Here is a 19339-nt window from a genome sequence, read left to right as displayed (position 1 = left end):
CTCCCACAGGTTCTGCGCCAGGCCTGAGGGCAGCGCGGTCCCTGTAGGAGCGGGTTCACCCGCGAAGAGGCCGGCACAGGCATGAGACTGCTACCCAAAAGTCGAGTCGATCTGTCGCGCCCCGAACTGGAACGCGCGTGTTAGCCTAGCCGGCTACCTCTGACAAGACGACCGACCGTTCAACGGAATGCAGCCTATGACGCAAACCTCACCCACAGCGCCAGATGAACAGCATCTGCAACGCAACCTGACCAACCGCCACATCCAGCTGATCGCCATCGGCGGCGCGATCGGTACCGGCCTGTTCATGGGCTCGGGCAAGACCATCAGCCTGGCCGGGCCGTCGATCATCTTCGTCTACATGATCATCGGCTTCATGCTGTTCTTCGTCATGCGCGCCATGGGCGAACTGCTGCTGTCCAACCTCAACTACAAGTCGTTCATCGATTTCTCCGCCGACCTGCTCGGCCCCTGGGCGGGCTACTTCACCGGCTGGACCTACTGGTTCTGCTGGGTGGTCACCGGCATCGCCGACGTGGTCGCGATCGCGGCATACACGCAATTCTGGTTCCCGGAGCTGCCGCAGTGGATACCGGCGCTGACCTTCGTGGCGCTGCTGCTGTCACTGAACCTGGTAACCGTGAAGATGTTCGGTGAACTGGAGTTCTGGTTCGCCCTGGTCAAGATCGTCGCCATTCTCGGTCTGGTCGCTACCGGCGCATACATGGTCATCAGCGGCTTTACCTCGCCCAGTGGGCGCACCGCGCAGCTGGCCAACCTGTGGAACGACGGTGGCATGTTCCCCAATGGCCTGATGGGCTTCTTCGCCGGTTTCCAGATCGCCGTGTTCGCCTTCGTCGGTATCGAGCTGGTGGGTACCACCGCCGCCGAAGCGAAGAACCCGGAACGCACCCTGCCGCGGGCGATCAACTCGATCCCGTTGCGGATCATCATGTTCTACGTACTGGCACTGATCGCAATCATGGCCGTCACACCTTGGCGCGACGTGGTACCGGGCAAGAGCCCGTTCATCGAGCTGTTCGTGCTGGCCGGCCTGCCGGCGGCAGCGAGTATCATCAACTTCGTGGTGCTGACCTCGGCGGCCTCGTCGGCCAACGGCGGCGTGTTCTCCACCAGCCGCATGCTGTACGGCCTGGCGCGGGAAGGTGACGCACCCAAGGCGTTCGAGAAGCTGTCGGGCCGCTCGGTGCCTGCCAATGGCCTGTACTTCTCCTGCACCTGCCTGCTGCTGGGTGCAGTGATGATCTACCTGGTGCCGAACGTGGTCGAGGCATTCACCCTGATCACCACCGTTTCGGCAGTGTTGTTCATGTTTGTCTGGACGCTGATCCTGCTGTCGTACCTGCAGTACCGCAAGCAGCGAGCGGCGCTGCACCAGGCGTCGAAATTCAAGATGCCGGGCGGGCGCTTCATGTGCTACGTGTGCCTGGTGTTCTTTGCCTTCATCCTGGTGTTGCTGAGCCTGGAGGAAGATACCCGCGCGGCATTGCTGGTGACGCCGATCTGGTTTGTGCTGCTGGCGGTGACCTATCAGGGGGTGCGCAGCAAGCGCCATCCGCGCACGGCTGTGCGTAACGGCTGATGGCCTCGGGGGCTGCTTTGCAGCCCCAATCCTGTGCACACAAATCCATCAGGCACCAAACTGGATCCAACCGACGCCCCAACACCTCGCACACCCCCTCTATTGCGCACCTTCCGCCGTTAGGCACACCCCTTGCAACACCCCTCCCCGCTTGCCCAACACATAAAAACTCAGCGGAGAGAGCACATGAAGCGACGCAGTCTGATCAAGGCCTTCACCCTTAGCGCATCAATTGCCGCAATGGGCCTGAGCTGGAGCATCCAGGCCGCCGAGACCATCAAGGTCGGCATCCTGCATTCGCTGTCGGGGACCATGGCCATTTCCGAGACTTCGCTCAAGGACATGGCGCTGATGACCATCGAGCAGATCAACGCCAAGGGCGGCGTCAATGGCAAGCTGCTCGAACCGGTGGTGGTAGACCCGGCCTCCAACTGGCCGCTGTTCGCCGAAAAGAGCCGCCAGCTGCTGACCCAGGACAAAGTGGCAGTGGTGTTCGGCTGCTGGACCTCGGTGTCGCGCAAGTCGGTGCTGCCAGTGTTCGAAGAGCTCAACGGCCTGCTGTTCTACCCGGTGCAGTACGAGGGTGAAGAGATGTCGCCGAACGTGTTCTACACCGGCGCCGCGCCCAACCAGCAGGCCATCCCGGCCGTGGAGTACCTGATGAGCGAGGACGGCGGCAGCGCCAAGCGCTTCTTCCTGCTGGGCACCGACTACGTCTACCCGCGCACCACCAACAAGATCCTGCGCGCCTTCCTGCACAGCAAGGGCGTGGCCGACAAGGACATCGAAGAGGTGTACACGCCGTTCGGCCACAGCGACTACCAGACCATCGTCGCCAACATCAAGAAGTTCTCCGCCGGTGGCAAGACCGCAGTCATCTCCACAGTCAATGGTGACTCCAACGTGCCGTTCTACAAGGAGCTGGCCAACCAGGGCCTGAAGGCCACCGACGTGCCGGTGGTGGCCTTCTCGGTGGGCGAAGAAGAACTGCGCGGCATCGACACCAAGCCGCTGGTGGGCCACCTGGCGGCGTGGAACTACTTCGAGTCGGTGGATAACCCGGTCAACCAGAAATTCGTCGCCGACTGGAAGGCCTACGCCAAGGCCAAAGGCCTGCCGGGTGCCGACAAGGCGGTGACCAACGACCCGATGGAAGCCACCTACGTCGGTATCCACATGTGGGCCCAGGCCGCCGAGAAGGCCAAGTCCACCGATGTCGACAAGGTCCGCGAAGCCTTGGCCGGGCAGACCTTCAAGGCACCGTCGGGCTTTACCCTGACCATGGACAAGACCAACCACCACCTGCACAAGCCGGTGATGATCGGCGAGATCCAGGATGACGGGCAGTTCAGCGTGGTCTGGGAAACCGAGCAACCGCTGCGGGCGCAGCCTTGGAGCCCGTTCATTCCGGGCAACGACAAGCGCCCTGATTACGCCGTGAAAGGTAATTGAGAGCCGTTGGGGCCGCCTTGCGGCCCATTCGCGGGTAAACCCGCTCCCACAGGTTCGATGCAAGGTTAGAAACCTGTGCGATCCCTGTGGGAGCGGGTTTACCCGCGAAGAATCCACCGCTGTATTCCAGGATTGCTCGCATGCTTAGACTCCTGCTAACCCTTCTTCTGCTGATCCCCCTGGCCACCCAGGCCAGCGAGGGCGAATTCTTCCTCACCGCCAAGCCCGCCGAGCAGGCCCAACTGCTCGAAAGCTGGGCGGCGCAACCCGATGCCGCACGCCTGCCGCTGCTGGACAACCTGCGCCAGGGCCGCATCGCCGTCGATGACACGCGCAAGGTACGCCTGAACAACCGCCTGCGCGGCCTGATCGACAATGCCCTGGCCAGCCACCAGTTGCTCAGCGACAACAGCGACATCCGCCTGGCCGCAGCCCAACAGCTGCAGAAGAGCGCGCAACCGGCGCAAATGGCCTTCCTCGACCGGCGCTTCGCCAGCGAACCGGACGCCGCCGTGCACGCCGCCCTCGGCCTGGCCTTGGCCAACCTGCAACTGGGTGCCAGCGAACCGGCAGTACGCCTGGCCGCCGTACGCCTGCTCGGCGAAACCGGTGACCCGCTGGCCCGCACCCGCCTCGAAGCGCTGCTGCAACCCAACGCGGAAACCGACCCGGGCGTGCGCACCGCCGCAGCAACCAGCCTGGCCCAGGTCCAGCGCAAGCTGCTGGTCGGCGAGCTGCTCGGTCAGGCCTTCAGCGGCCTGTCGCTGGGTTCGATCCTGCTGCTGGCAGCCCTTGGCCTGGCCATCACCTTCGGCCTGCTCGGGGTGATCAACATGGCCCACGGCGAAATGCTGATGCTCGGCGCCTACAGCACCTACATGGTCCAGGTACTGCTGCAGCGCTACGCCCCCGGCGCCATCGAGTTCTACCCGCTGATCGCCCTGCCAGTCGCTTTCACTGTCAGTGCCGGGGTCGGCATGGCGCTGGAGCGCACGGTGATCCGCCACCTCTACGGCCGCCCACTGGAAACCTTGCTGGCGACCTGGGGCATCAGCCTGATCCTGATCCAGGCCATTCGCCTGCTGTTCGGCGCGCAGAACGTCGAAGTCAGCAACCCGGCCTGGCTTTCGGGTGGCATCCAGCTGCTACCCAACCTGGTACTGCCATACAACCGCCTGGTGATCATCGGCTTCGCCCTGGCCGTGGTACTGCTTACCTGGCTGCTGCTCAACCGTACACGGCTGGGCCTGAACGTGCGCGCTGTCACCCAGAACCGCAACATGGCCGCCTGCTGCGGCGTATCCACCGGGCGCGTCGACATGCTCGCCTTCGGCCTCGGCTCGGGCATCGCCGGGCTCGGCGGCGTGGCCCTGAGCCAGGTCGGCAACGTCGGCCCGGACCTGGGCCAGAGCTACATCATCGACTCGTTCCTGGTGGTGGTGCTCGGTGGCGTCGGCCAGTTGGCCGGCAGCCTCTGGGCCGCCTTCGGCCTTGGCATCGCCAACAAGCTGCTGGAGCCGCAGATCGGCGCCGTGCTCGGCAAGATCCTCATCCTTGCGTTGATCATTCTGTTCATCCAGAAGCGCCCGCAAGGCCTGTTCGCCCTCAAGGGACGGGTAATCGACTGATGAACCAGCCACTGCTTGTCACCGCTACTCAAAAGGCCGGGCCACGGCTGACGCTGGCCATCGGCGCCGTCGTCGTCCTGCTGCTGGTGGCCCTGCCGCTGCTGTCGCTGCTGCCGGCTGATCATGCCCTGCACGTGTCGGCCTACACCCTGACCCTGGTCGGCAAGATCCTCTGTTACGCCATCGTCGCCCTGGCCCTGGACCTGGTCTGGGGCTACGCCGGGCTGCTGTCGCTGGGCCACGGGCTGTTCTTCGCCCTCGGTGGCTACGCCATGGGCATGTACCTGATGCGCCAGGCCGCCGGTGACGGCCTGCCGGGGTTCATGACCTTCCTGTCGTGGAGCGAGCTGCCGTGGTACTGGGCCGGCACCCAGCATTTCGCCTGGGCCCTGTGCCTGGTGGTGCTGGCGCCCGGGCTGCTGGCGCTGGTGTTCGGCTGGTTCGCCTTCCGCTCGCGGATCAAGGGCGTGTACTTCTCGATCATGACCCAGGCGCTGACCTTCGCCGGCATGCTGCTGTTCTTTCGCAACGAAACCGGCTTTGGCGGCAATAACGGCTTTACCAGCTTCCGCACTCTGCTTGGCTTCGACATTGCCGCGCCGGGTACACGGGCGGTGTTGTTCCTGCTCACCGTGACCCTGCTGCTGGCCAGCCTGTACCTGTGCTGGCGCCTGACCCGCAGCAAGTTCGGCCGCCTGCTCACCGCCGTGCGCGACGCCGAGAACCGCCTGATGTTCTGCGGCTACGACCCACGCGGTTTCAAGCTGCTGGTGTGGGTGCTGAGCGCCGTGCTGTGTGGCCTGGCCGGCGCGCTGTACGTGCCGCAGGTGGGCATCATCAACCCCAGCGAAATGTCGCCGACCAACTCCATCGAAGCCGCCGTATGGGTGGCCCTGGGCGGGCGCGGCACGCTGATCGGCCCGCTGCTCGGTGCCGGCCTGGTCAATGGCATGAAGAGCTGGTTCACCGTAGCCTTCCCGGAGTTCTGGCTGTTCTTCCTCGGTGCGCTGTTCATCCTCGTCACCCTGTACCTGCCCAAGGGCGTGGTCGGTCTGTTGAAGAAAAGGAGCCAGCCATGAGAGGCGTGCCCGCGGTACACCCTGAATTCATGCTCGAACCGGTGTTCGACAACCTTGGCGCCGGCCGCGACGCCATCGGCCTGGGCCAGAGCCGCAAGGCCGGCCTCGACACCCGCCACGGCACGCTGCTGAGCCTGGAAGACATCAGCGTCAGCTTCGATGGGTTCAAGGCGCTGAACGCGCTGAACCTGTACATCGGCGTGGGCGAGCTGCGTTGCATCATCGGCCCAAACGGGGCCGGCAAGACCACCATGATGGATGTGATCACCGGCAAGACCCGGCCCGACAGCGGCACGGCCTATTTCGGTGACACCCTCGACCTGACCCGCATGAGCGAATACCAGATCGCCCAGGCCGGCATTGGCCGCAAGTTCCAGAAGCCCACGGTGTTCGAGGCGCTGACGGTGTTCGAGAACCTGGAGCTGGCACTGAAGACCGACAAATCGGTATGGGCCAGCCTGGCAGCGCGGCTGGGTGGTGAGCAGCGCCAGCGCATCGACGAGGTGCTGGGCACCTTGCGCCTGTTGCCGCTGGCCCAGCGCCAGGCAGGCTTGCTGTCGCATGGACAGAAGCAATTCCTGGAGATCGGCATGCTGCTGGTGCAGGAGCCGCAACTGCTGTTGCTGGACGAGCCGGTGGCGGGCATGACCGATGCCGAGACCGAGTTCACCGCCGAACTGTTCAAGGGCCTGGCCGGCAAGCATTCGCTGATGGTGGTGGAGCATGACATGGGGTTTGTCGGCAGCATTGCCGACCATGTGACCGTGCTGCACCAGGGCAGTGTGCTGGCGGAAGGGTCGCTGGAGCAGGTGCAGGCGGATGAGCGGGTGGTCGAGGTGTATCTGGGCCGCTAGACATGGATACCTGTGCCGGCCTCTTCGCGGGTAAACCCGCTCCCACAGGTACGGTACAGGCCTGAAGAGCTGCGCGGTCCTTGTGGGAGCGGGTTTACCCGCGAAAGGGCCGGCACAGGCAAAGCAGATTTCCCAGGAACCACACATGCTGAAAATCGACACCCTGCACCAGTACTACGGCGGTAGCCATATCCTCCGGGGCCTGTCCTTCGAAGCCAAGGTCGGCGAAGTCACCTGCCTGCTGGGCCGCAACGGCGTGGGCAAGACCACCCTGCTGCGCTGCCTGATGGGCCTGGTACCCGCCCGCGATGGCAGCATCGAATGGGAAGGCAAGCCGATCACCAGCCTCAAGCCCCAGCAACGGGTCCAGTCCGGCATCGCCTACGTGCCCCAGGGCCGCGAGATTTTCCCGCGTCTCACTGTCGAGGAAAACCTGCTGATGGGCCTTTCGCGCTTCCCCGCCCGTGAAGCTCGGGAGGTACCGCCCTTCATCTACGAACTGTTCCCCGTGCTGGAACAGATGAAGCAACGCCGTGGCGGTGACCTGTCCGGCGGCCAGCAGCAACAGCTGGCCATCGGCCGCGCCCTGGCCAGCCGACCGCGCCTGCTGATCCTCGACGAGCCCACCGAGGGCATCCAGCCTTCGGTGATCAAGGAGATCGGCGCAGTCATCCGTCGCCTGGCCGAGCGTGGCGACATGGCCATCCTGCTGGTGGAGCAGTTCTACGACTTCGCCGAGGAGCTGGCCGACCAGTACCTGGTGATGGCCCGTGGCGAGATCATCCAGCGCGGCCGTGGCGAAAACATGCAAGCCGAGGGTGTGCGTGGGCTGGTAACCATTTAATCTGCAAACAACGACCCTGCGAGACGCTGTCATGAGTCATGAAATCCGCGATGCCCTGCCTGCCGACGTGCCGGGCATCCTCGACATCTACAACGACGCGGTGCGCAACTCCACGGCGATCTGGAACGAAACCCCGGTGGATTTGGCCAACCGCCTGGCCTGGTTCGCCGCACGCGCACAGCAGGGCTACCCGATCCTGGTGGCGGTGGATGGGAGCGGTGTGCTGGGCTATGCATCGTTTGGCGACTGGCGGCCATTCGAGGGCTTTCGCAACACCGTTGAACACTCGGTGTACATCCGTGGCGACCAGCGTGGCAAGGGGCTGGGGCCGCTGCTGATGGCAGCGCTGGTCGAGCGTGCACGCAAGTGTGGCAAGCATGTGATGGTGGCGGCCATCGAGAGCGGCAATGCAGCGTCGGTGCACCTGCACGAGCGCCTGGGCTTCGTAGTGACCGGGCAGATGCCGCAGGTGGGGGTGAAGTTTGGCCGGTGGCTGGACTTGACCTTCATGCAGCTGGTGCTGAACCCGGGGGCTGAACCAAGCTGAATTTGATTTTGCCTGTACTGGCCTCTTCGCGGGTAAACCCGCTCCCACTGGTACTGCACACATCTCAGGGATCGTGCGATTCCTGTGGGAGCGGGTTCACCCGCGAAGAGGCCGGGCCTGCAAAACTCACATCTGGATAAACCTGCCCAACCGCTGCCTCAGCATGCTGTTCTCACTGCGCAACTGCTGCACTTCCTGCAGCAGCTCCAGCGCCAGCGCCACCCCTTCCCACTCCAGTTCCAGCTCCTGATGCAGCTTCGCCGCGCGTTTGGCCAGTAACGGCGCCTGATCGTCGAACAACCAGTCCTCCGGCGTTCGCCCGGAAGGTTCGACAATGCCGTGCTCGACGATTTCGATCACGCAGTCAGCCGTGATATCGGCCTCCTGACACAGGGTACGCATGTCCAGTTGAACGATCAGGGTGCTGCTCATGATCACTTACTCCATTGTGTCCTCGGGTTGAACGCAGCCTTCTCGGAAAGCTTGGTCCACAGTTCGCGGGCAGACTCGTCGGATGCTGGCGGCATGACCACTTTCAATTGCGCGTAAAGGTTGCCGCGCTCGCCGCTCTTGTTGGCCAGGCCCTTGCCCGGTACGCGCAGGCGCTGGCCGCTCTGGCTGTCGGGGCGGATGGTAAGGTTGATCTTGCCGTCCAGGGTCGGCACGGCCACCTTGGCGCCCAGTGCTGCCTCCCACGGTGCCAGCGGCACGGTGATGATCAGGTCATGACCTTCGACATCGAACAGTGGGTGCGGTGCCATGCGAATGGTCAGGAACAGGTCACCATTGGCCCCGCCACCGCTGCCCGGCGCGCCCTGGCCCTTGAGGCGGATGCGCTCGCCATCGGTCACCCCGGCCGGAATCTTCACGTTCAGGGTCTTGGTAGTGAACCCGGTGCGCTGGCCCATGGCATTGGTCTGCGGCACCTGGAAGCTGATCTGCTTGGACTCCTTGCTCAGGGTCTCTTCAAGGAACACTGCCAGTTCTAGCTCCACGTCCTGCCCTCGCCTGCCGGCGCTGCGTTGCTGCTGCCGGGCGCCACCGAACGGGTTGCCTCCTCGGCCACCAAAGATCGAGCTGAAGAAGTCGGAAAAATCACCGCCCTCGAAGCCACCGCCACCGCCACGGCTTTCCCACCCCGGTGGTGCCTGGAACGGCCGGCCATGCTGGCCACCGTACTTGCGGATTTCGTCGAACTCGGCACGTTTCTGCGCGTCGCCCAGCACTTCGTAGGCCTCGTTGGCCTCCTTGAATTTTTCCTCGGCGTCGCGCTCCTTGCTGACGTCGGGGTGATACTTGCGCGCCAGCTTGCGGTACGCGGCCTTGATCGCCTTGTCATCCGCCGTGGGCTCTACGCCGAGTATCTTGTAATAGTCTTTGAAGTCCATCTATGGATCACCAATGTGAATGTGCGTGTTGCAAAAGAAGATAGGGGTCAAGCATAGCCTTTCAAGACCGCCTTGGGTTTGCGCCATGGCAGACGACTGGTCTTGATTCTGTAGCCAACTGGCATAAACTGCGCGGCCGTTTTGCCTCCGGAAGCCTTTTCCCATGTCTGACGTATCGCCGGCCCGCGCCCTGGGCATCGACTTCGGCACCTCCAACTCCACGGTCGGCTGGCACCGCCCGGGTGTCGAATCGCTGATCGCCCTGGAAGACGGCAAGATCACCCTGCCGTCGGTGGTGTTCTTCAACATCGAGGAGCGTCGCCCGGTATATGGCCGCCTGGCGCTGCACGAGTACCTGGAAGGCTACGAAGGCCGCCTGATGCGCTCGCTGAAAAGCCTGCTGGGTTCCAAGCTGATCAAGCACGACACCAGCGTGCTGGGCAGCGCCCTGCCGTTCAAGGACCTGCTGGGCATGTTCATCGGCGAGCTGAAAAAGCGCGCCGAGGCCGCTGCCGGCCGCGAATTCGACCAGGTGGTACTGGGTCGCCCGGTGTTCTTCGTCGACGAAGACCCGGCTGCCGACCAGGAGGCCGAAGACACCCTGGCCGAAGTGGCGCGCAAGATCGGCTTCAAGGACGTGTCGTTCCAGTACGAGCCGATTGCCGCGGCGTTCGACTACGAGTCGGGCATCAGCCGCGAAGAGCTGGTGCTGATCGTCGACATCGGCGGTGGTACCTCGGACTTCACCCTGATCCGCCTGTCGCCCGAGCGCCACCTGGTGGCCGAGCGCCAGAGCGACATCCTCGCCACCGGCGGCGTGCACATCGGCGGTACCGACTTCGACAAGCAGCTGAGCCTGCAGGGCGTGATGCCGCTGTTCGGCTACGGCAGCCGCATGAAGAGCGGCGCGCTGATGCCGACCAGCTACCACCTCAACCTCGCCACCTGGCACACCATCAACGCCCTGTACTCGCAGAAGTCGCAGCTGGCGCTGGGCAGCATGCGCTATGACATCGAGGACACGCTGGGCATCGACCGCCTGTTCAAGCTGATCGAGGAGCGTGCCGGGCACTGGTTGGCGATGGAAGTGGAGGCCAGCAAGATCGAGCTGACCGAGCAGCAGAGCCGCCACGTCGACCTCGGCCGCATTGAGCGCGAGCTGGGCGTGGACCTGTCCCGGGCGCTGTTCGAGGGGGCTATCGAAGGGTTGCTGGAGCGGGTGCGTGGTAGCGTGAGCGAATTGCTGGCCAAGGCTGGTGTGAGCGAGACCCAGGTCGATACGGTGTTCTTCACCGGTGGTTCCAGCGGGATCCCGGCGCTGCGCAACAGTGTGTCGGCGATGCTGCCGAATGCGCGGCATGTGGAAGGCAATATCTTTGGCAGCATTGGCAGCGGGCTGGCCATCGAGGCACGCAAGCGTTACGGCGCTGCCTGAGCCATCCCTTTTACCTGTACCGGCCTCTTCGCGGGTAAACCCGCTCCCACAGGGCTCGCGCAAGTCTTGAGAGCTGTGGCGTACTTGTGGGAGCGGGTTTACCCGCGAAGAGGCCGGTACAGGCTAATGAAGAATCAGACCAGTTCGGCCCGCTTCAGCTCACTCTTCAGGTAGGCATAGTAGATCGGCCCCGCCACCACCCCCGGCAGCCCGAACGCTGCCTCGAACACCAGCATCGCCAGCAGCAATTCCCACGACTTGGCACTGATCTGCCCGCCCACGATCCGCGCGTTGAGGAAGTACTCGACCTTGTGGATGACGATCAGGTAACCCAGCGCCGCCGCCGCCACCCAGATCGACAGCGACAAGCCGACGATGGTGATCAGGGTGTTCGACATCAGGTTGCCGATCACCGGCAGCAGGCCCAGCAGGAAGGTCAGCACGATCAGCGTCTTGGTCAGCGGCAGGTGCACGTCGAACATCGGCAGCACCAGGGCCAGGAAAATGCCGGTGAAGGTAGTGTTGAGCAGCGAAATCTTGATCTGCGCGAAGACGATGTTGCGAAACGCCTGCACCAGCAGGCTCAGGCGCTCGAACAGCGCCGCCGCCAGTGGCTTGCGCCGGGAGATATCGGGGATGCGCTGCAAGGCGACGATGGCGCCGAGGATCATGCCGATCAACAGGGTGACGAACATGTGCGCCATGCCCTTGCCCACCAGTTGCAGGTCGCTCAGGTGGCTCTTGATCCAGTCACCGATGGCCACCTTGAACTCCGCCGCACTGGCCGGCAGGTAGCCTTCGATGAATGGCGGTAGCTGCCCACGGGCGCGCTCCACCAAGGCCATGAACTTGTCCAGCGAGGCACCGGGGTTTTCTGCCTCGTGCAGCAGGAAGCTGAAGGCCCCGGCAAACAGCAGGGTCAGGGTGCTGACCACCAGCGTGCCGAGCAGCGCCACCGCCAGCCAACGGGCGCGCTGCCCGGCCAGCAGTGGCTGCAGCCGCGGCGTGAGCATGTTGACCAGCTCGAACACCAGCAGGCCGGCCAACAGGCTCGGCAGCAATTTCAGGGGCAGCGCCAGCAACAGGCCGGCAAACACGATGATCCAGCTGGCCAGGGTGACCTGGCGAGGGGTGAAGGTCATACAGCCTCAACGGCAGACAACGGGAAAGACCCGCAGTCTGCCAGCCTTACGCCTGCAGGCATAGGCGCAGGTCATTTCTTCTTCAGACAGTCACTCATGAACGCTTTGCGCTCGTCACCCTTCAGGGCCTTGGTGGTGGCGTCGGCGTTGCAGGTTTTCATCTTCTCTTGCTGGGTTTGCGGCACGTCCTTCTTCAGGCAGGTACTCATGAAGGCTTTGCGCTCATCGCCCTTGAGGGCCTTGGCGGTGGCGTCGGCGTTGCAGGTTTTCATCTTTTCCTGCTGCGCGGTATTGGCGGCGAAGCCTTGGGCGCTGAACAACACCGCCAACACCAGTAAGGGGATTTGCAGCACTTTCATGGAGTGGTCTCCTTGGCTCCGTGCCCGATGCACGGTGGTCGAGCTGAGTGTAGCCAATAAATGCTCAACGCCCCGCCCGTGCCTGGCGGCGGTATTGCTCGGGCGTGCAATGGGCCTGGCGCTGGAACATGGCGATGAACGCCGACGCGCTGCTGTAGCCCAGGTCGAAGGCGATGGCCTGGATCGACTGGCCGGCTTCCAGCGCTTCGATGGCTCGCAGAAAGCGCAGGCGCAGGCGCCATTCACCAAAACTGATGCCCAGTTCGCGCAGAAACTGGCGGGCCAGGGTACGTTCGCTGACATGCACCCGGGCTGCCCAGTCGGCCAGCGGGCGGTTGTCGCCTGGCTCGGCGCCGAGGGCATCGAGCACTTGGCGCAACCCGTCGCTGTGGGCAAACGGCAGGTAGCAGGCCTGGGCGGGTGCCAGCAGCAACTGGTCGAGCAGCACCTGCACCAGGCGCTGGTCGCGCTCACCCTCGGCCACCCGCAGGTCACGCCGGGCGAAGTCGGCGAGGATGGCCTTGAGGATGTCGCTGATCATCAGGCTGCACGGTTGCTGCGGCAGGGCGGCGCAGAGGCTGCGGTCCAGGTAGACCGAGTGGTAGACGATGGCCTGTGGGTTGTAGCAGCCATGCTCGGTGTCGGGCGGCACCCACACGGCGTATTGCGGCGGCGACAGGAAGCGCTGGCCGGCGACCTCCAGCTGCATCACGCCGTGGGCGGTGTAGTTGAGCTGGCCCCAGGCGTGGCGATGCAGGGCGCTGTGCGTGTCGGCACCGAACTCGTCGTGGCGGAAGTACACCGGGGCCGGGAGCTGGGTGAACCGAGGAATGTCGAGGTATTTGCGCGGCATGCTGTCTGCTTGGCGGGGTGAGTTGTCTGGATAGGAGTATAGGCTTGTAAACAGACAATCGATAATACAGGCCTATCGAGGGCCTGCGCCGCAGGCCTTCGCGGGCTCGCCCGCTCCCACAGGATCTGCGCCAGCTTTCAGGCCTGTGATATCCCTGTGGGAGCGGGCAAGCCCGCGAAGGGCTGCAAAGCAGCCCCCATTCCAGGCCCCAGCGAGTAACCTGCTACATGAACTACCTGTTCCCCCTCACTGCCATCCTCATCTGGGCCGGCAACACCGTGGTCACCAAGATGTCCGCCGGTGCCATCCACCCCGCCGAGATCGGCTTCTACCGCTGGCTGCTGGCCGCGCTGCTGTTCACCCCGTTCCTGCTGCCCGCCGTGTGGCGCAATCGCGCGGCCATCCGCCCGCAGCTGGGCAAGGTGTTCGTGCTGGGCGTGCTGGGCATGGCGCTGTACCAGAGCCTGGCCTACTTCGCCGCCGGCATCACCAGCGCCACCAACATGGGCATCATCCTCTCGCTGATGCCGCTGATGTCACTGGCGCTGTCCATCGCCTGGCTGGGCCAGCGCCTGAGCTACGGCGCCCTGCTGGGCGCACTGGTGTCATTTTTCGGCGTACTGGAAGTGGTCAGCGCCGGCCACCCCGCCGTCCTGTTGCAACAAGGCCTGAACAGCGGCGACCTGCTGATGCTGGTGGCCACCCTGGCCTACGCGCTGTACAGCTTCCTGCTGAAGAAATGGCAGCTGCGCCTGCCACCGATGCAGTTGCTGTACCTGCAGGTGCTGATGGCCATCGTCGTGCTGCTGCCGCTGTTCCTGCTGTCGGACAAGACTGGCCTGAACAGCCGCAACATTGGCCTGGTGCTGTACGCCTGCGTGCTGGCCTCGATGATCGCCCCTCTGGTATGGATGAAGGCCGTGCACCGCCTGGGCCCAAGCCGTACCACGCTGTTCTTCAACCTGCTGCCACTGGTCACCGCGCTGATCGCCGCCGTGGTGCTCGACGAGCAGCTGGCCCGCTATCACCTGGTCGGCGGCCTGCTGACCCTGGCCGGCGTGATACTGGCCGAGCGCTGGACCACACCGATCCGCCGTTAGAGCCCTGCCGCCTTGAGCCGGGCGGCATGTTCGATGAACAGCCGCACCGGTTCGGCGCCCTTGCCCACCGCGCCAAGCGACTGGTTGACGATATCCAGGTGGTCGAGCGGGTAGTCGTCGCCGATCACCTGCCCCAGGTGCGAACTGAAGCGCCCGACCATGCCGTCGCAATGGCCCTTTTCCTTGACGAAACTGCGTGCGAACAGGCGGCAGAAGTGGCTGCTGCCATCGATGCGGTTGCGCCCCTGGTCGGTCAGGCCGGGCTGCAAGGTGCCGGACCAGGAGTAATAGCGCACGCCATCGACCTCATACGCCCCTTCCCCGCCCCAGGTGCCTGGCAGCCCCTGTGGATAAGCCTGGTTGAACAGCGCCACCCCGGCGCTGGTCAACGACTGGTGCGAGGCGTGTACATCCACCGGCAGCGGGTCGCGGCGCCAGCCGGTTTCCAGCCACACCAGCAGCACGGCCAAGCCATGCAGCACAGCCTTGAGGATGCGCCCCTGCGGGGAATCGCCCGGTGCCGTACGTGCCAGGTAATCGGCCAGTTCCGAGCCATGGTTGGGCCCTGCCACCGACGTGACCGAAGCCACCCGCCCGGGCCGCCTGGCGGCAGCGTAGCGTGCGTTCAGGGCGCCCTGGCTGTGGCCGATGAGGTTGACCTTTTCCGCGCCGGTGCGCTGGCAGATGTCTTCGATGATCGCCAGCAACTGCTCGCCGCGCACCTCGCTGGAATGCAGCGGCGAAACCTGCACCGGGAACACCTGCGCCCCGCCCTTGCGCAGGGCCGGCACGATGCCGAACCAGTAGGGATAGAGCACTACCCGGACAAAACCGAGCATGCCCGGCACCAGCACCAACGGGTATCGCGTGGCCAATTCCTGCTGCATTGCCCCAGCCCCTTTCCGTGGACGACCAGCCAACACTACAGCTGCCTTGATGACCATCGCAATCGAACTCCCGGAGCGCGCTGCGGTTCAAAACCACACAGACCTTTGCAAGGAGCGAAACCATGTACAAGCAGACCCTGGCAATCCTTCTGGCAAGCGCCACCCTCGCCGCCTGCGGCAGCCGTCCGGAAAACCCGGTTGACTACGTCACCTACCGCGACGAACCGCTGGTCAGGCAAGTGGAAAAAGGCATGACCATGCAGAAGGTCATCGCCATCGGCGGCAGCCCGTCCAGCGTGAGCGACCTGCCCCACGGCGGCACCTGCAACGACTACATCCTCAACCGCGATGGCCACCAGCAGCCCTACTACGTGCGCTTCGACGCCACCGGCCATGTCGATGCCAAGGGCTTCAAGACTTGCAAACAGCGCGAAGAAGACAGCGCCGCCGTCCACGGCGCGTAAGCCTGACATCCTGGCGCAGGAAGAAGAGCACGCGGACGATCTGTCGACCTGTTGCAAGGGCTGTAACCGCAAGGGGCCGCAACGCGGCCCCCGTCATTTCTTGCCTTTCACCACCGTCGGCGCCTTGCCCGCCTTCATCTGCTGCAACAGTGGCGTGCACTGGTTCGGATCATCCCCGCTGCTAGGCGCAATCAGCGCCAGCAACCCCGCCGCTGGCCCGGCCACCACCCCCAGTGCCACCATCCCCGCCCCGCGCAACGCCAGCGGTACCGCTTGCACCCCGGCACTGGGCTTGGCGAACGGCCCGCGCACATACAGCGGCGAGCGCAGCGAGAACAGCCGCAGGCCTTTCGATTCCGGGTTTATTTTCAGGTCCAGCTGCTCAGTGGCGAAATTGGCCGTGCCGTTGATGTAGATGATCGCGTTCTCGGTATCGAAGATGAACAGGCGTGTGGTCGCCAGGCCATCCTTGATACCCACATCGGCCGCCGCACAGTTGATCTTCACATCCTCATCGCCAAACAGCTTGCCGACCACGTAGTTGCCCACGTTCAACCCGGCAATCTCCATCAGGCTGCGGCTGATGGCGCCATCGTTGATCAGCATGCGCAGGTCACCATTGGCCGTGCCCAGCAAGGCGGCCACCGAGTTGCCCCGACCAGTGATATCGGCATCACCATTCAACTCACCGAAGCTGGTCTGCATCGGCGCAAAGGAGGGGAACAACTGCTTGAGCTTGAAGCCCCGCGCCGTCAGGCGGGCGCGCCCCTGCAACGGTACGTTGCGGCCATCCAGGCGGATCCTGGAAGCCAGATTGCCGCCAGCCACGCCAAAACGCAGGGGCTCCAGACGCAGCAGGCCGTCCTCCAGGATCACGTGGGCCGACAGGTCGTTGAACGGCAATTGCGCGCTGTGCACGATGCGCTTGCCGGCGAAGGTGACGTCGGCGTCCATGGCACGCCAACGTTCGGTGCGGAACTCCTCCACCGGCAGCACCTTGCCTGCCGGCTGCTTGCTGGCACCGCCGCGGGCCTTCTGCTCGGCGTTGGAGTCGGCGCCGATCAGCGGCGCCAGGTCCTTGAACAGCAACTGGTCGGACACCAGGTTGCCGGAGAGCTTGGGCCTTGGCTGGCTGGCAACGAAGGCCAGGTCGCCGTGGATATCGCTGTCACCGATCTTGCCGTTGAAGCCCTGGTAGTTGAAGGTCGCCCCTTGCGCCGCCTGCAGGTTGGCGCTGAGGTGACCGTCGGTGGAATAGGCCGGGGTGTCGGGCAAGGTCACGCCGGTCAAAGGGTAGAGGTTGCCCAGGCTGGCCCCGGACAAGCGCAGGCGCAGGTCGAGGGCACCGAGGTTGCGCGGGTCGGTCAGGGTACCGGCGAGCACCACATGGGTGTCGGCGATGCGCACGTCAGCCTGCAGCGGGAACGGCTGGCTGGCGTCCTGCAGGGCCAGCAGGCCACCGATCTTGCCGGTGCCGGACACCGGCTGGCCTTTGTAGCGGCCCTGGGCCTTGAGCCCGAAGGCATAGTCCTGCGCGGCACCGGCCTTCTCGGCGCGGGCCTTGCCGACGATGTCGCTGAACGGGACAGGCTTGCCCAGCGGGTCGATCTGCACCTTCATGCTGGTTTTCAGGGTTTGGTCATCGAAGCTGACACTGCCCTGGTCGAAGCCGATGGCGCCGATGTCCAGCTGCCATTTGGAAGGCTCTGCGTTTTCATCCTTGGGGCCGAAGTCGAAGGCCCAGTTGGCGCGGCCATCGGCCAGGCGGGTAAGGTTGGCTGTAGGCCTGGTCAGCTCGATACGCGGGATGCTGATCTGCTGGAACAGCAGCGGCAACGGCGCCAGGCGGAACGCCACGCGCTCCAGGCCGACCATCTTCGGCTCCTTGAGCCACTCGGGGTTGCCCAGGGTCAGGTCTTCGGCAATGAAGTGCGGCCAGGGCACCCAGGCACGCCAGCCCCCCTCTTCAGGTTCGGTGCGCCAGTCCACGGCAAGGTTGCCATTGATCGCGAAGGGCCGCTGCAGGGCCTCGGAGACTTTCTCGTTGAGCAGGGGCTTGACGCGGTTCCAGTCGAAGGTGGCTATCACCACCACCAGGATCGCCAGCAGGGTCAGCAGGCTGGTGAAGGTCCAGACGAGGATTCTGGCGGGACGCGTCATTGCGTGATTCTCCTTGCGGCATGGCACAGAACAGGCACAGCGGTGGCACTCAATATCTCGGACTGATGAAAGCCCGTGGGGTTTTATCGATGGCGCCATGATAACGAAGTTTTTCCTGGCCTTTCGCTCAGCAACTCGTTGCGCCAAGTTGCGCGCGTTACCTGTCAGTAGCACCATCAAAACGCCATCACACGGCCTGTAAAGCGCTGTTTAGAGCAGCTTCCAACCTCTATCAATACGGTCGATTGTTACCATTACCCGTATGAACTTCTCTCTGGCGTTACCCGGCGTAGCATTGGCTCCGTACCCACTTTCCAGCCCCCGAGAGGAGCACCGAAATCATGAAACGCCATCTGCTGACCCTGACCCTGTCCATCCTGGCTGCCAACGCTTTTGCCCTGCCAGCCGACGAGCAACACCTGACCGCCGAATCGCGTTCCAGCGCTGCGGAAATCGCCCAACCGCTGAAAACTGTTGCCGAAGGTGGTTCCGATCGCCTGATCGAACGTACTGGCCGCGTTGCCGAAGGCGGCTCCGATCGCCTGATCGAACGTACTGGCCGCGTTGCCGAAGGTGGCTCCGATCGCCTGATCGAACGTACTGGCCGCGTTGCCGAAGGTGGCTCTGATCGCCTGATCGAACGTACTGGCCGCGTTGCCGAAGGTGGCTCTGATCGCCTGATCGAACGTAGTGGCCGAGTTGCCGAAGGTGGCTCCGATCGCCTGGTTGAAATCAGCCGTGTGAGCTGATCACCATGGCCGAAAAGAACAACCTCTGTCACAACGGCTGCTCCCCTCCATGCCCGGTCCATTGACCGGGCTTTGTTTTTTTAACTAGAGTGCCCAGCCTTACCGTCACAGAAGCCCGCACCATGCTGCCGCGCGCCGAACAGAAGCTACAGACCCGCCAGGCCCTGCTCGATGCCGCCTGCCAGCTCATGGAGAGTGGCCGTGGTTTCGGCAGTATCAGCCTGCGCGAAGTGGCAAAGACGGCCGGCATCGTACCCACCGGCTTTTACCGGCATTTTTCCGACATGGACGCCCTGGGCCTGGCCCTGGTGGCCGAAGTCGATACTACCTTCCGCCAGACTATCCGCCTGGTGCGCCACAACGAGTTCGAACTGGGCGGCATCACCGACGCCTCGGTGCGCATCTTCCTCGATGTGGTCGCCGCCCACCGCGCGCAGTTCCTGTTCCTCGCCCGTGAGCAGTACGGCGGCTCGCAGGCCGTACGCCAGGCCATTGCCCGCCTGCGCCAGGACATCAGCGACGACCTGGCCACCGACCTGGCGCGGATGAAGCGCTGGCAGCACCTGGACAGCGCCGCGCTAGCGGTGATGGCCGACCTGGTGGTGAAAACCGTGTTCGCCACCCTGCCCGAGCTTATCGACAGCCCCGAGGCGGGTTATCCACAGGCGCTGACGCCGCAGGAAAAGATCACCCAGCAGCTGCGCTTCATCTTTGTCGGTGCGCGGCATTGGCAGGGGTTGGGCAACCCGGGTTAGTGGGTAGCCTGTACTGGCCTCTTCGCGGGTGAACCCGCTC

At 64.1% G+C, this 19339-nt stretch carries 19 protein-coding genes; 12 read left to right on the top strand and 7 right to left on the bottom strand.

Annotated elements, in window-relative coordinates:
• Window positions 1-196: 196 nt before the first annotated feature.
• From cycA to J5M71_RS01310, 7 genes are all read left to right on the top strand, one after another.
• Entirely contained in the window at window positions 197-1603 is a 1407-nt protein-coding gene (gene cycA / locus J5M71_RS01340; protein WP_063911884.1) for a D-serine/D-alanine/glycine transporter, read from the top strand.
• Window positions 1604-1789: 186 nt separating this feature from the next.
• The gene (gene urtA, locus J5M71_RS01335; RefSeq protein WP_207828820.1) at window positions 1790-3055 is read left to right on the top strand and encodes an urea ABC transporter substrate-binding protein; all 1266 of its coding nucleotides are present in this window, start codon (window positions 1790-1792) and stop codon (window positions 3053-3055) included.
• Between the two features lie 140 nt (window positions 3056-3195).
• Window positions 3196-4683 carry an urea ABC transporter permease subunit UrtB gene (gene urtB, locus J5M71_RS01330; protein WP_207828817.1) on the top strand — a complete coding sequence of 496 codons (1488 nt, stop codon included), beginning with the start codon at window positions 3196-3198 and terminating at the stop codon, window positions 4681-4683.
• Window positions 4683-5762 carry an urea ABC transporter permease subunit UrtC gene (urtC, locus tag J5M71_RS01325; protein ID WP_207828815.1) on the top strand — a complete coding sequence of 360 codons (1080 nt, stop codon included), beginning with the start codon at window positions 4683-4685 and terminating at the stop codon, window positions 5760-5762. Before urtB ends, urtC begins: the two co-directional genes overlap by 1 nt.
• Window positions 5759-6616, top strand: a complete 858-nt coding sequence (gene urtD / locus J5M71_RS01320; protein WP_207828813.1) for an urea ABC transporter ATP-binding protein UrtD — start codon at window positions 5759-5761, stop codon at window positions 6614-6616. Before urtC ends, urtD begins: the two co-directional genes overlap by 4 nt.
• Before the next feature lie 145 nt (window positions 6617-6761).
• Entirely contained in the window at window positions 6762-7460 is a 699-nt protein-coding gene (gene urtE, locus J5M71_RS01315) for an urea ABC transporter ATP-binding subunit UrtE (protein WP_207828811.1), read from the top strand.
• A gap of 31 nt (window positions 7461-7491) precedes the next feature.
• Window positions 7492-8007: a GNAT family N-acetyltransferase gene (locus J5M71_RS01310; RefSeq protein ID WP_207828795.1), complete on the top strand. Its 516-nt coding sequence runs from the start codon at window positions 7492-7494 to the stop codon at window positions 8005-8007.
• A gap of 126 nt (window positions 8008-8133) precedes the next feature.
• Here the strand turns inward: J5M71_RS01310 and J5M71_RS01305 are convergent, their stop codons facing one another.
• The gene (locus tag J5M71_RS01305) at window positions 8134-8439 is read right to left on the bottom strand and encodes a chaperone modulator CbpM (protein WP_063911891.1); all 306 of its coding nucleotides are present in this window, start codon (window positions 8437-8439) and stop codon (window positions 8134-8136) included.
• 2 nt (window positions 8440-8441) lie between these two features.
• Window positions 8442-9395: a curved DNA-binding protein gene (gene cbpA / locus J5M71_RS01300; protein WP_025340804.1), complete on the bottom strand. Its 954-nt coding sequence runs from the start codon at window positions 9393-9395 to the stop codon at window positions 8442-8444.
• 163 nt (window positions 9396-9558) lie between these two features.
• On the opposite strand from cbpA, the gene J5M71_RS01295 reads away from it, so the two are divergent.
• Complete coding sequence (locus J5M71_RS01295) at window positions 9559-10830, top strand: Hsp70 family protein (protein ID WP_063911892.1); 1272 nt, start codon at window positions 9559-9561, stop codon at window positions 10828-10830.
• A gap of 134 nt (window positions 10831-10964) precedes the next feature.
• On the opposite strand, the gene J5M71_RS01290 is transcribed toward J5M71_RS01295, so the two are convergent.
• From J5M71_RS01290 to J5M71_RS01280, 3 genes are all read right to left on the bottom strand, one after another.
• The gene (locus J5M71_RS01290; protein WP_207828786.1) at window positions 10965-11972 is read right to left on the bottom strand and encodes a hypothetical protein; all 1008 of its coding nucleotides are present in this window, start codon (window positions 11970-11972) and stop codon (window positions 10965-10967) included.
• Window positions 11973-12043: 71 nt separating this feature from the next.
• Window positions 12044-12331 (bottom strand): PsiF family protein, encoded by a 288-nt coding sequence (locus tag J5M71_RS01285; protein WP_003258250.1) that lies wholly within the window; start codon window positions 12329-12331, stop codon window positions 12044-12046.
• Window positions 12332-12395: 64 nt separating this feature from the next.
• Window positions 12396-13184, bottom strand: a complete 789-nt coding sequence (locus tag J5M71_RS01280; protein ID WP_207828783.1) for a helix-turn-helix transcriptional regulator — start codon at window positions 13182-13184, stop codon at window positions 12396-12398.
• A 227-nt stretch (window positions 13185-13411) separates the two neighbouring features.
• Between J5M71_RS01280 and J5M71_RS01275 the strand changes: the two genes are divergently transcribed.
• Window positions 13412-14284 (top strand): DMT family transporter, encoded by an 873-nt coding sequence (locus tag J5M71_RS01275; RefSeq protein ID WP_207828780.1) that lies wholly within the window; start codon window positions 13412-13414, stop codon window positions 14282-14284.
• On the opposite strand, the gene J5M71_RS01270 is transcribed toward J5M71_RS01275, so the two are convergent.
• On the bottom strand, window positions 14281-15171 hold the full coding sequence (locus J5M71_RS01270) for a triacylglycerol lipase (RefSeq protein ID WP_207828778.1): 891 nt from the start codon (window positions 15169-15171) through the stop codon (window positions 14281-14283). The two genes, J5M71_RS01275 and J5M71_RS01270, sit on opposite strands and share 4 nt — an antisense overlap.
• A 122-nt stretch (window positions 15172-15293) precedes the next feature.
• Between J5M71_RS01270 and osmE the strand changes: the two genes are divergently transcribed.
• Window positions 15294-15635: an osmotically-inducible lipoprotein OsmE gene (osmE, locus tag J5M71_RS01265; protein ID WP_207828776.1), complete on the top strand. Its 342-nt coding sequence runs from the start codon at window positions 15294-15296 to the stop codon at window positions 15633-15635.
• Between the two features lie 93 nt (window positions 15636-15728).
• Here the strand turns inward: osmE and J5M71_RS01260 are convergent, their stop codons facing one another.
• On the bottom strand, window positions 15729-17795 hold the full coding sequence (locus tag J5M71_RS01260) for an AsmA family protein (protein WP_207828774.1): 2067 nt from the start codon (window positions 17793-17795) through the stop codon (window positions 15729-15731).
• A 341-nt stretch (window positions 17796-18136) separates the two neighbouring features.
• Here J5M71_RS01260 and J5M71_RS01255 point away from each other — a divergent pair, with 341 nt between their 5' ends.
• Window positions 18137-18544 (top strand): phage infection protein, encoded by a 408-nt coding sequence (locus tag J5M71_RS01255; RefSeq protein ID WP_207828765.1) that lies wholly within the window; start codon window positions 18137-18139, stop codon window positions 18542-18544.
• A 122-nt stretch (window positions 18545-18666) separates the two neighbouring features.
• On the top strand, window positions 18667-19299 hold the full coding sequence (locus J5M71_RS01250; protein ID WP_063911902.1) for a TetR family transcriptional regulator: 633 nt from the start codon (window positions 18667-18669) through the stop codon (window positions 19297-19299).
• Window positions 19300-19339: the final 40 nt, after the last annotated feature.

Origin of the sequence: Pseudomonas sp. 43(2021) (genome assembly GCF_017490805.1) — a bacterium.
Classification (GTDB): domain Bacteria; phylum Pseudomonadota; class Gammaproteobacteria; order Pseudomonadales; family Pseudomonadaceae; genus Aquipseudomonas.
Note: the sequence above shows the minus strand (reverse complement) of the source record. Positions and strands in the feature narration are given on the sequence as shown.

Bases quoted from the DNA above. Each gene is read 5' to 3' on its own strand.
- J5M71_RS01290 (WP_207828786.1), bottom strand. From the start codon at position 11,972: ATGACCTTCACCCCTCGCCAGGTCACCCTGGCCAGCTGGATCATCGTG.
- J5M71_RS01285 (WP_003258250.1), bottom strand. From the start codon at position 12,331: ATGAAAGTGCTGCAAATCCCCTTACTGGTGTTGGCGGTGTTGTTCAGC.
- J5M71_RS01295 (WP_063911892.1), top strand. From the start codon at position 9,559: ATGTCTGACGTATCGCCGGCCCGCGCCCTGGGCATCGACTTCGGCACC.
- J5M71_RS01305 (WP_063911891.1), bottom strand. From the start codon at position 8,439: ATGAGCAGCACCCTGATCGTTCAACTGGACATGCGTACCCTGTGTCAG.
- urtD (WP_207828813.1), top strand. From the start codon at position 5,759: ATGAGAGGCGTGCCCGCGGTACACCCTGAATTCATGCTCGAACCGGTG.
- J5M71_RS01280 (WP_207828783.1), bottom strand. From the start codon at position 13,184: ATGCCGCGCAAATACCTCGACATTCCTCGGTTCACCCAGCTCCCGGCC.
- J5M71_RS01255 (WP_207828765.1), top strand. From the start codon at position 18,137: ATGAAACGCCATCTGCTGACCCTGACCCTGTCCATCCTGGCTGCCAAC.
- urtB (WP_207828817.1), top strand. From the start codon at position 3,196: ATGCTTAGACTCCTGCTAACCCTTCTTCTGCTGATCCCCCTGGCCACC.
- J5M71_RS01275 (WP_207828780.1), top strand. From the start codon at position 13,412: ATGAACTACCTGTTCCCCCTCACTGCCATCCTCATCTGGGCCGGCAAC.
- urtC (WP_207828815.1), top strand. From the start codon at position 4,683: ATGAACCAGCCACTGCTTGTCACCGCTACTCAAAAGGCCGGGCCACGG.
- J5M71_RS01310 (WP_207828795.1), top strand. From the start codon at position 7,492: ATGAGTCATGAAATCCGCGATGCCCTGCCTGCCGACGTGCCGGGCATC.
- osmE (WP_207828776.1), top strand. From the start codon at position 15,294: ATGTACAAGCAGACCCTGGCAATCCTTCTGGCAAGCGCCACCCTCGCC.
- cbpA (WP_025340804.1), bottom strand. From the start codon at position 9,395: ATGGACTTCAAAGACTATTACAAGATACTCGGCGTAGAGCCCACGGCG.
- urtA (WP_207828820.1), top strand. From the start codon at position 1,790: ATGAAGCGACGCAGTCTGATCAAGGCCTTCACCCTTAGCGCATCAATT.
- urtE (WP_207828811.1), top strand. From the start codon at position 6,762: ATGCTGAAAATCGACACCCTGCACCAGTACTACGGCGGTAGCCATATC.
- J5M71_RS01250 (WP_063911902.1), top strand. From the start codon at position 18,667: ATGCTGCCGCGCGCCGAACAGAAGCTACAGACCCGCCAGGCCCTGCTC.
- J5M71_RS01260 (WP_207828774.1), bottom strand. From the start codon at position 17,795: ATGACGCGTCCCGCCAGAATCCTCGTCTGGACCTTCACCAGCCTGCTG.
- J5M71_RS01270 (WP_207828778.1), bottom strand. From the start codon at position 15,171: ATGCAGCAGGAATTGGCCACGCGATACCCGTTGGTGCTGGTGCCGGGC.
- cycA (WP_063911884.1), top strand. From the start codon at position 197: ATGACGCAAACCTCACCCACAGCGCCAGATGAACAGCATCTGCAACGC.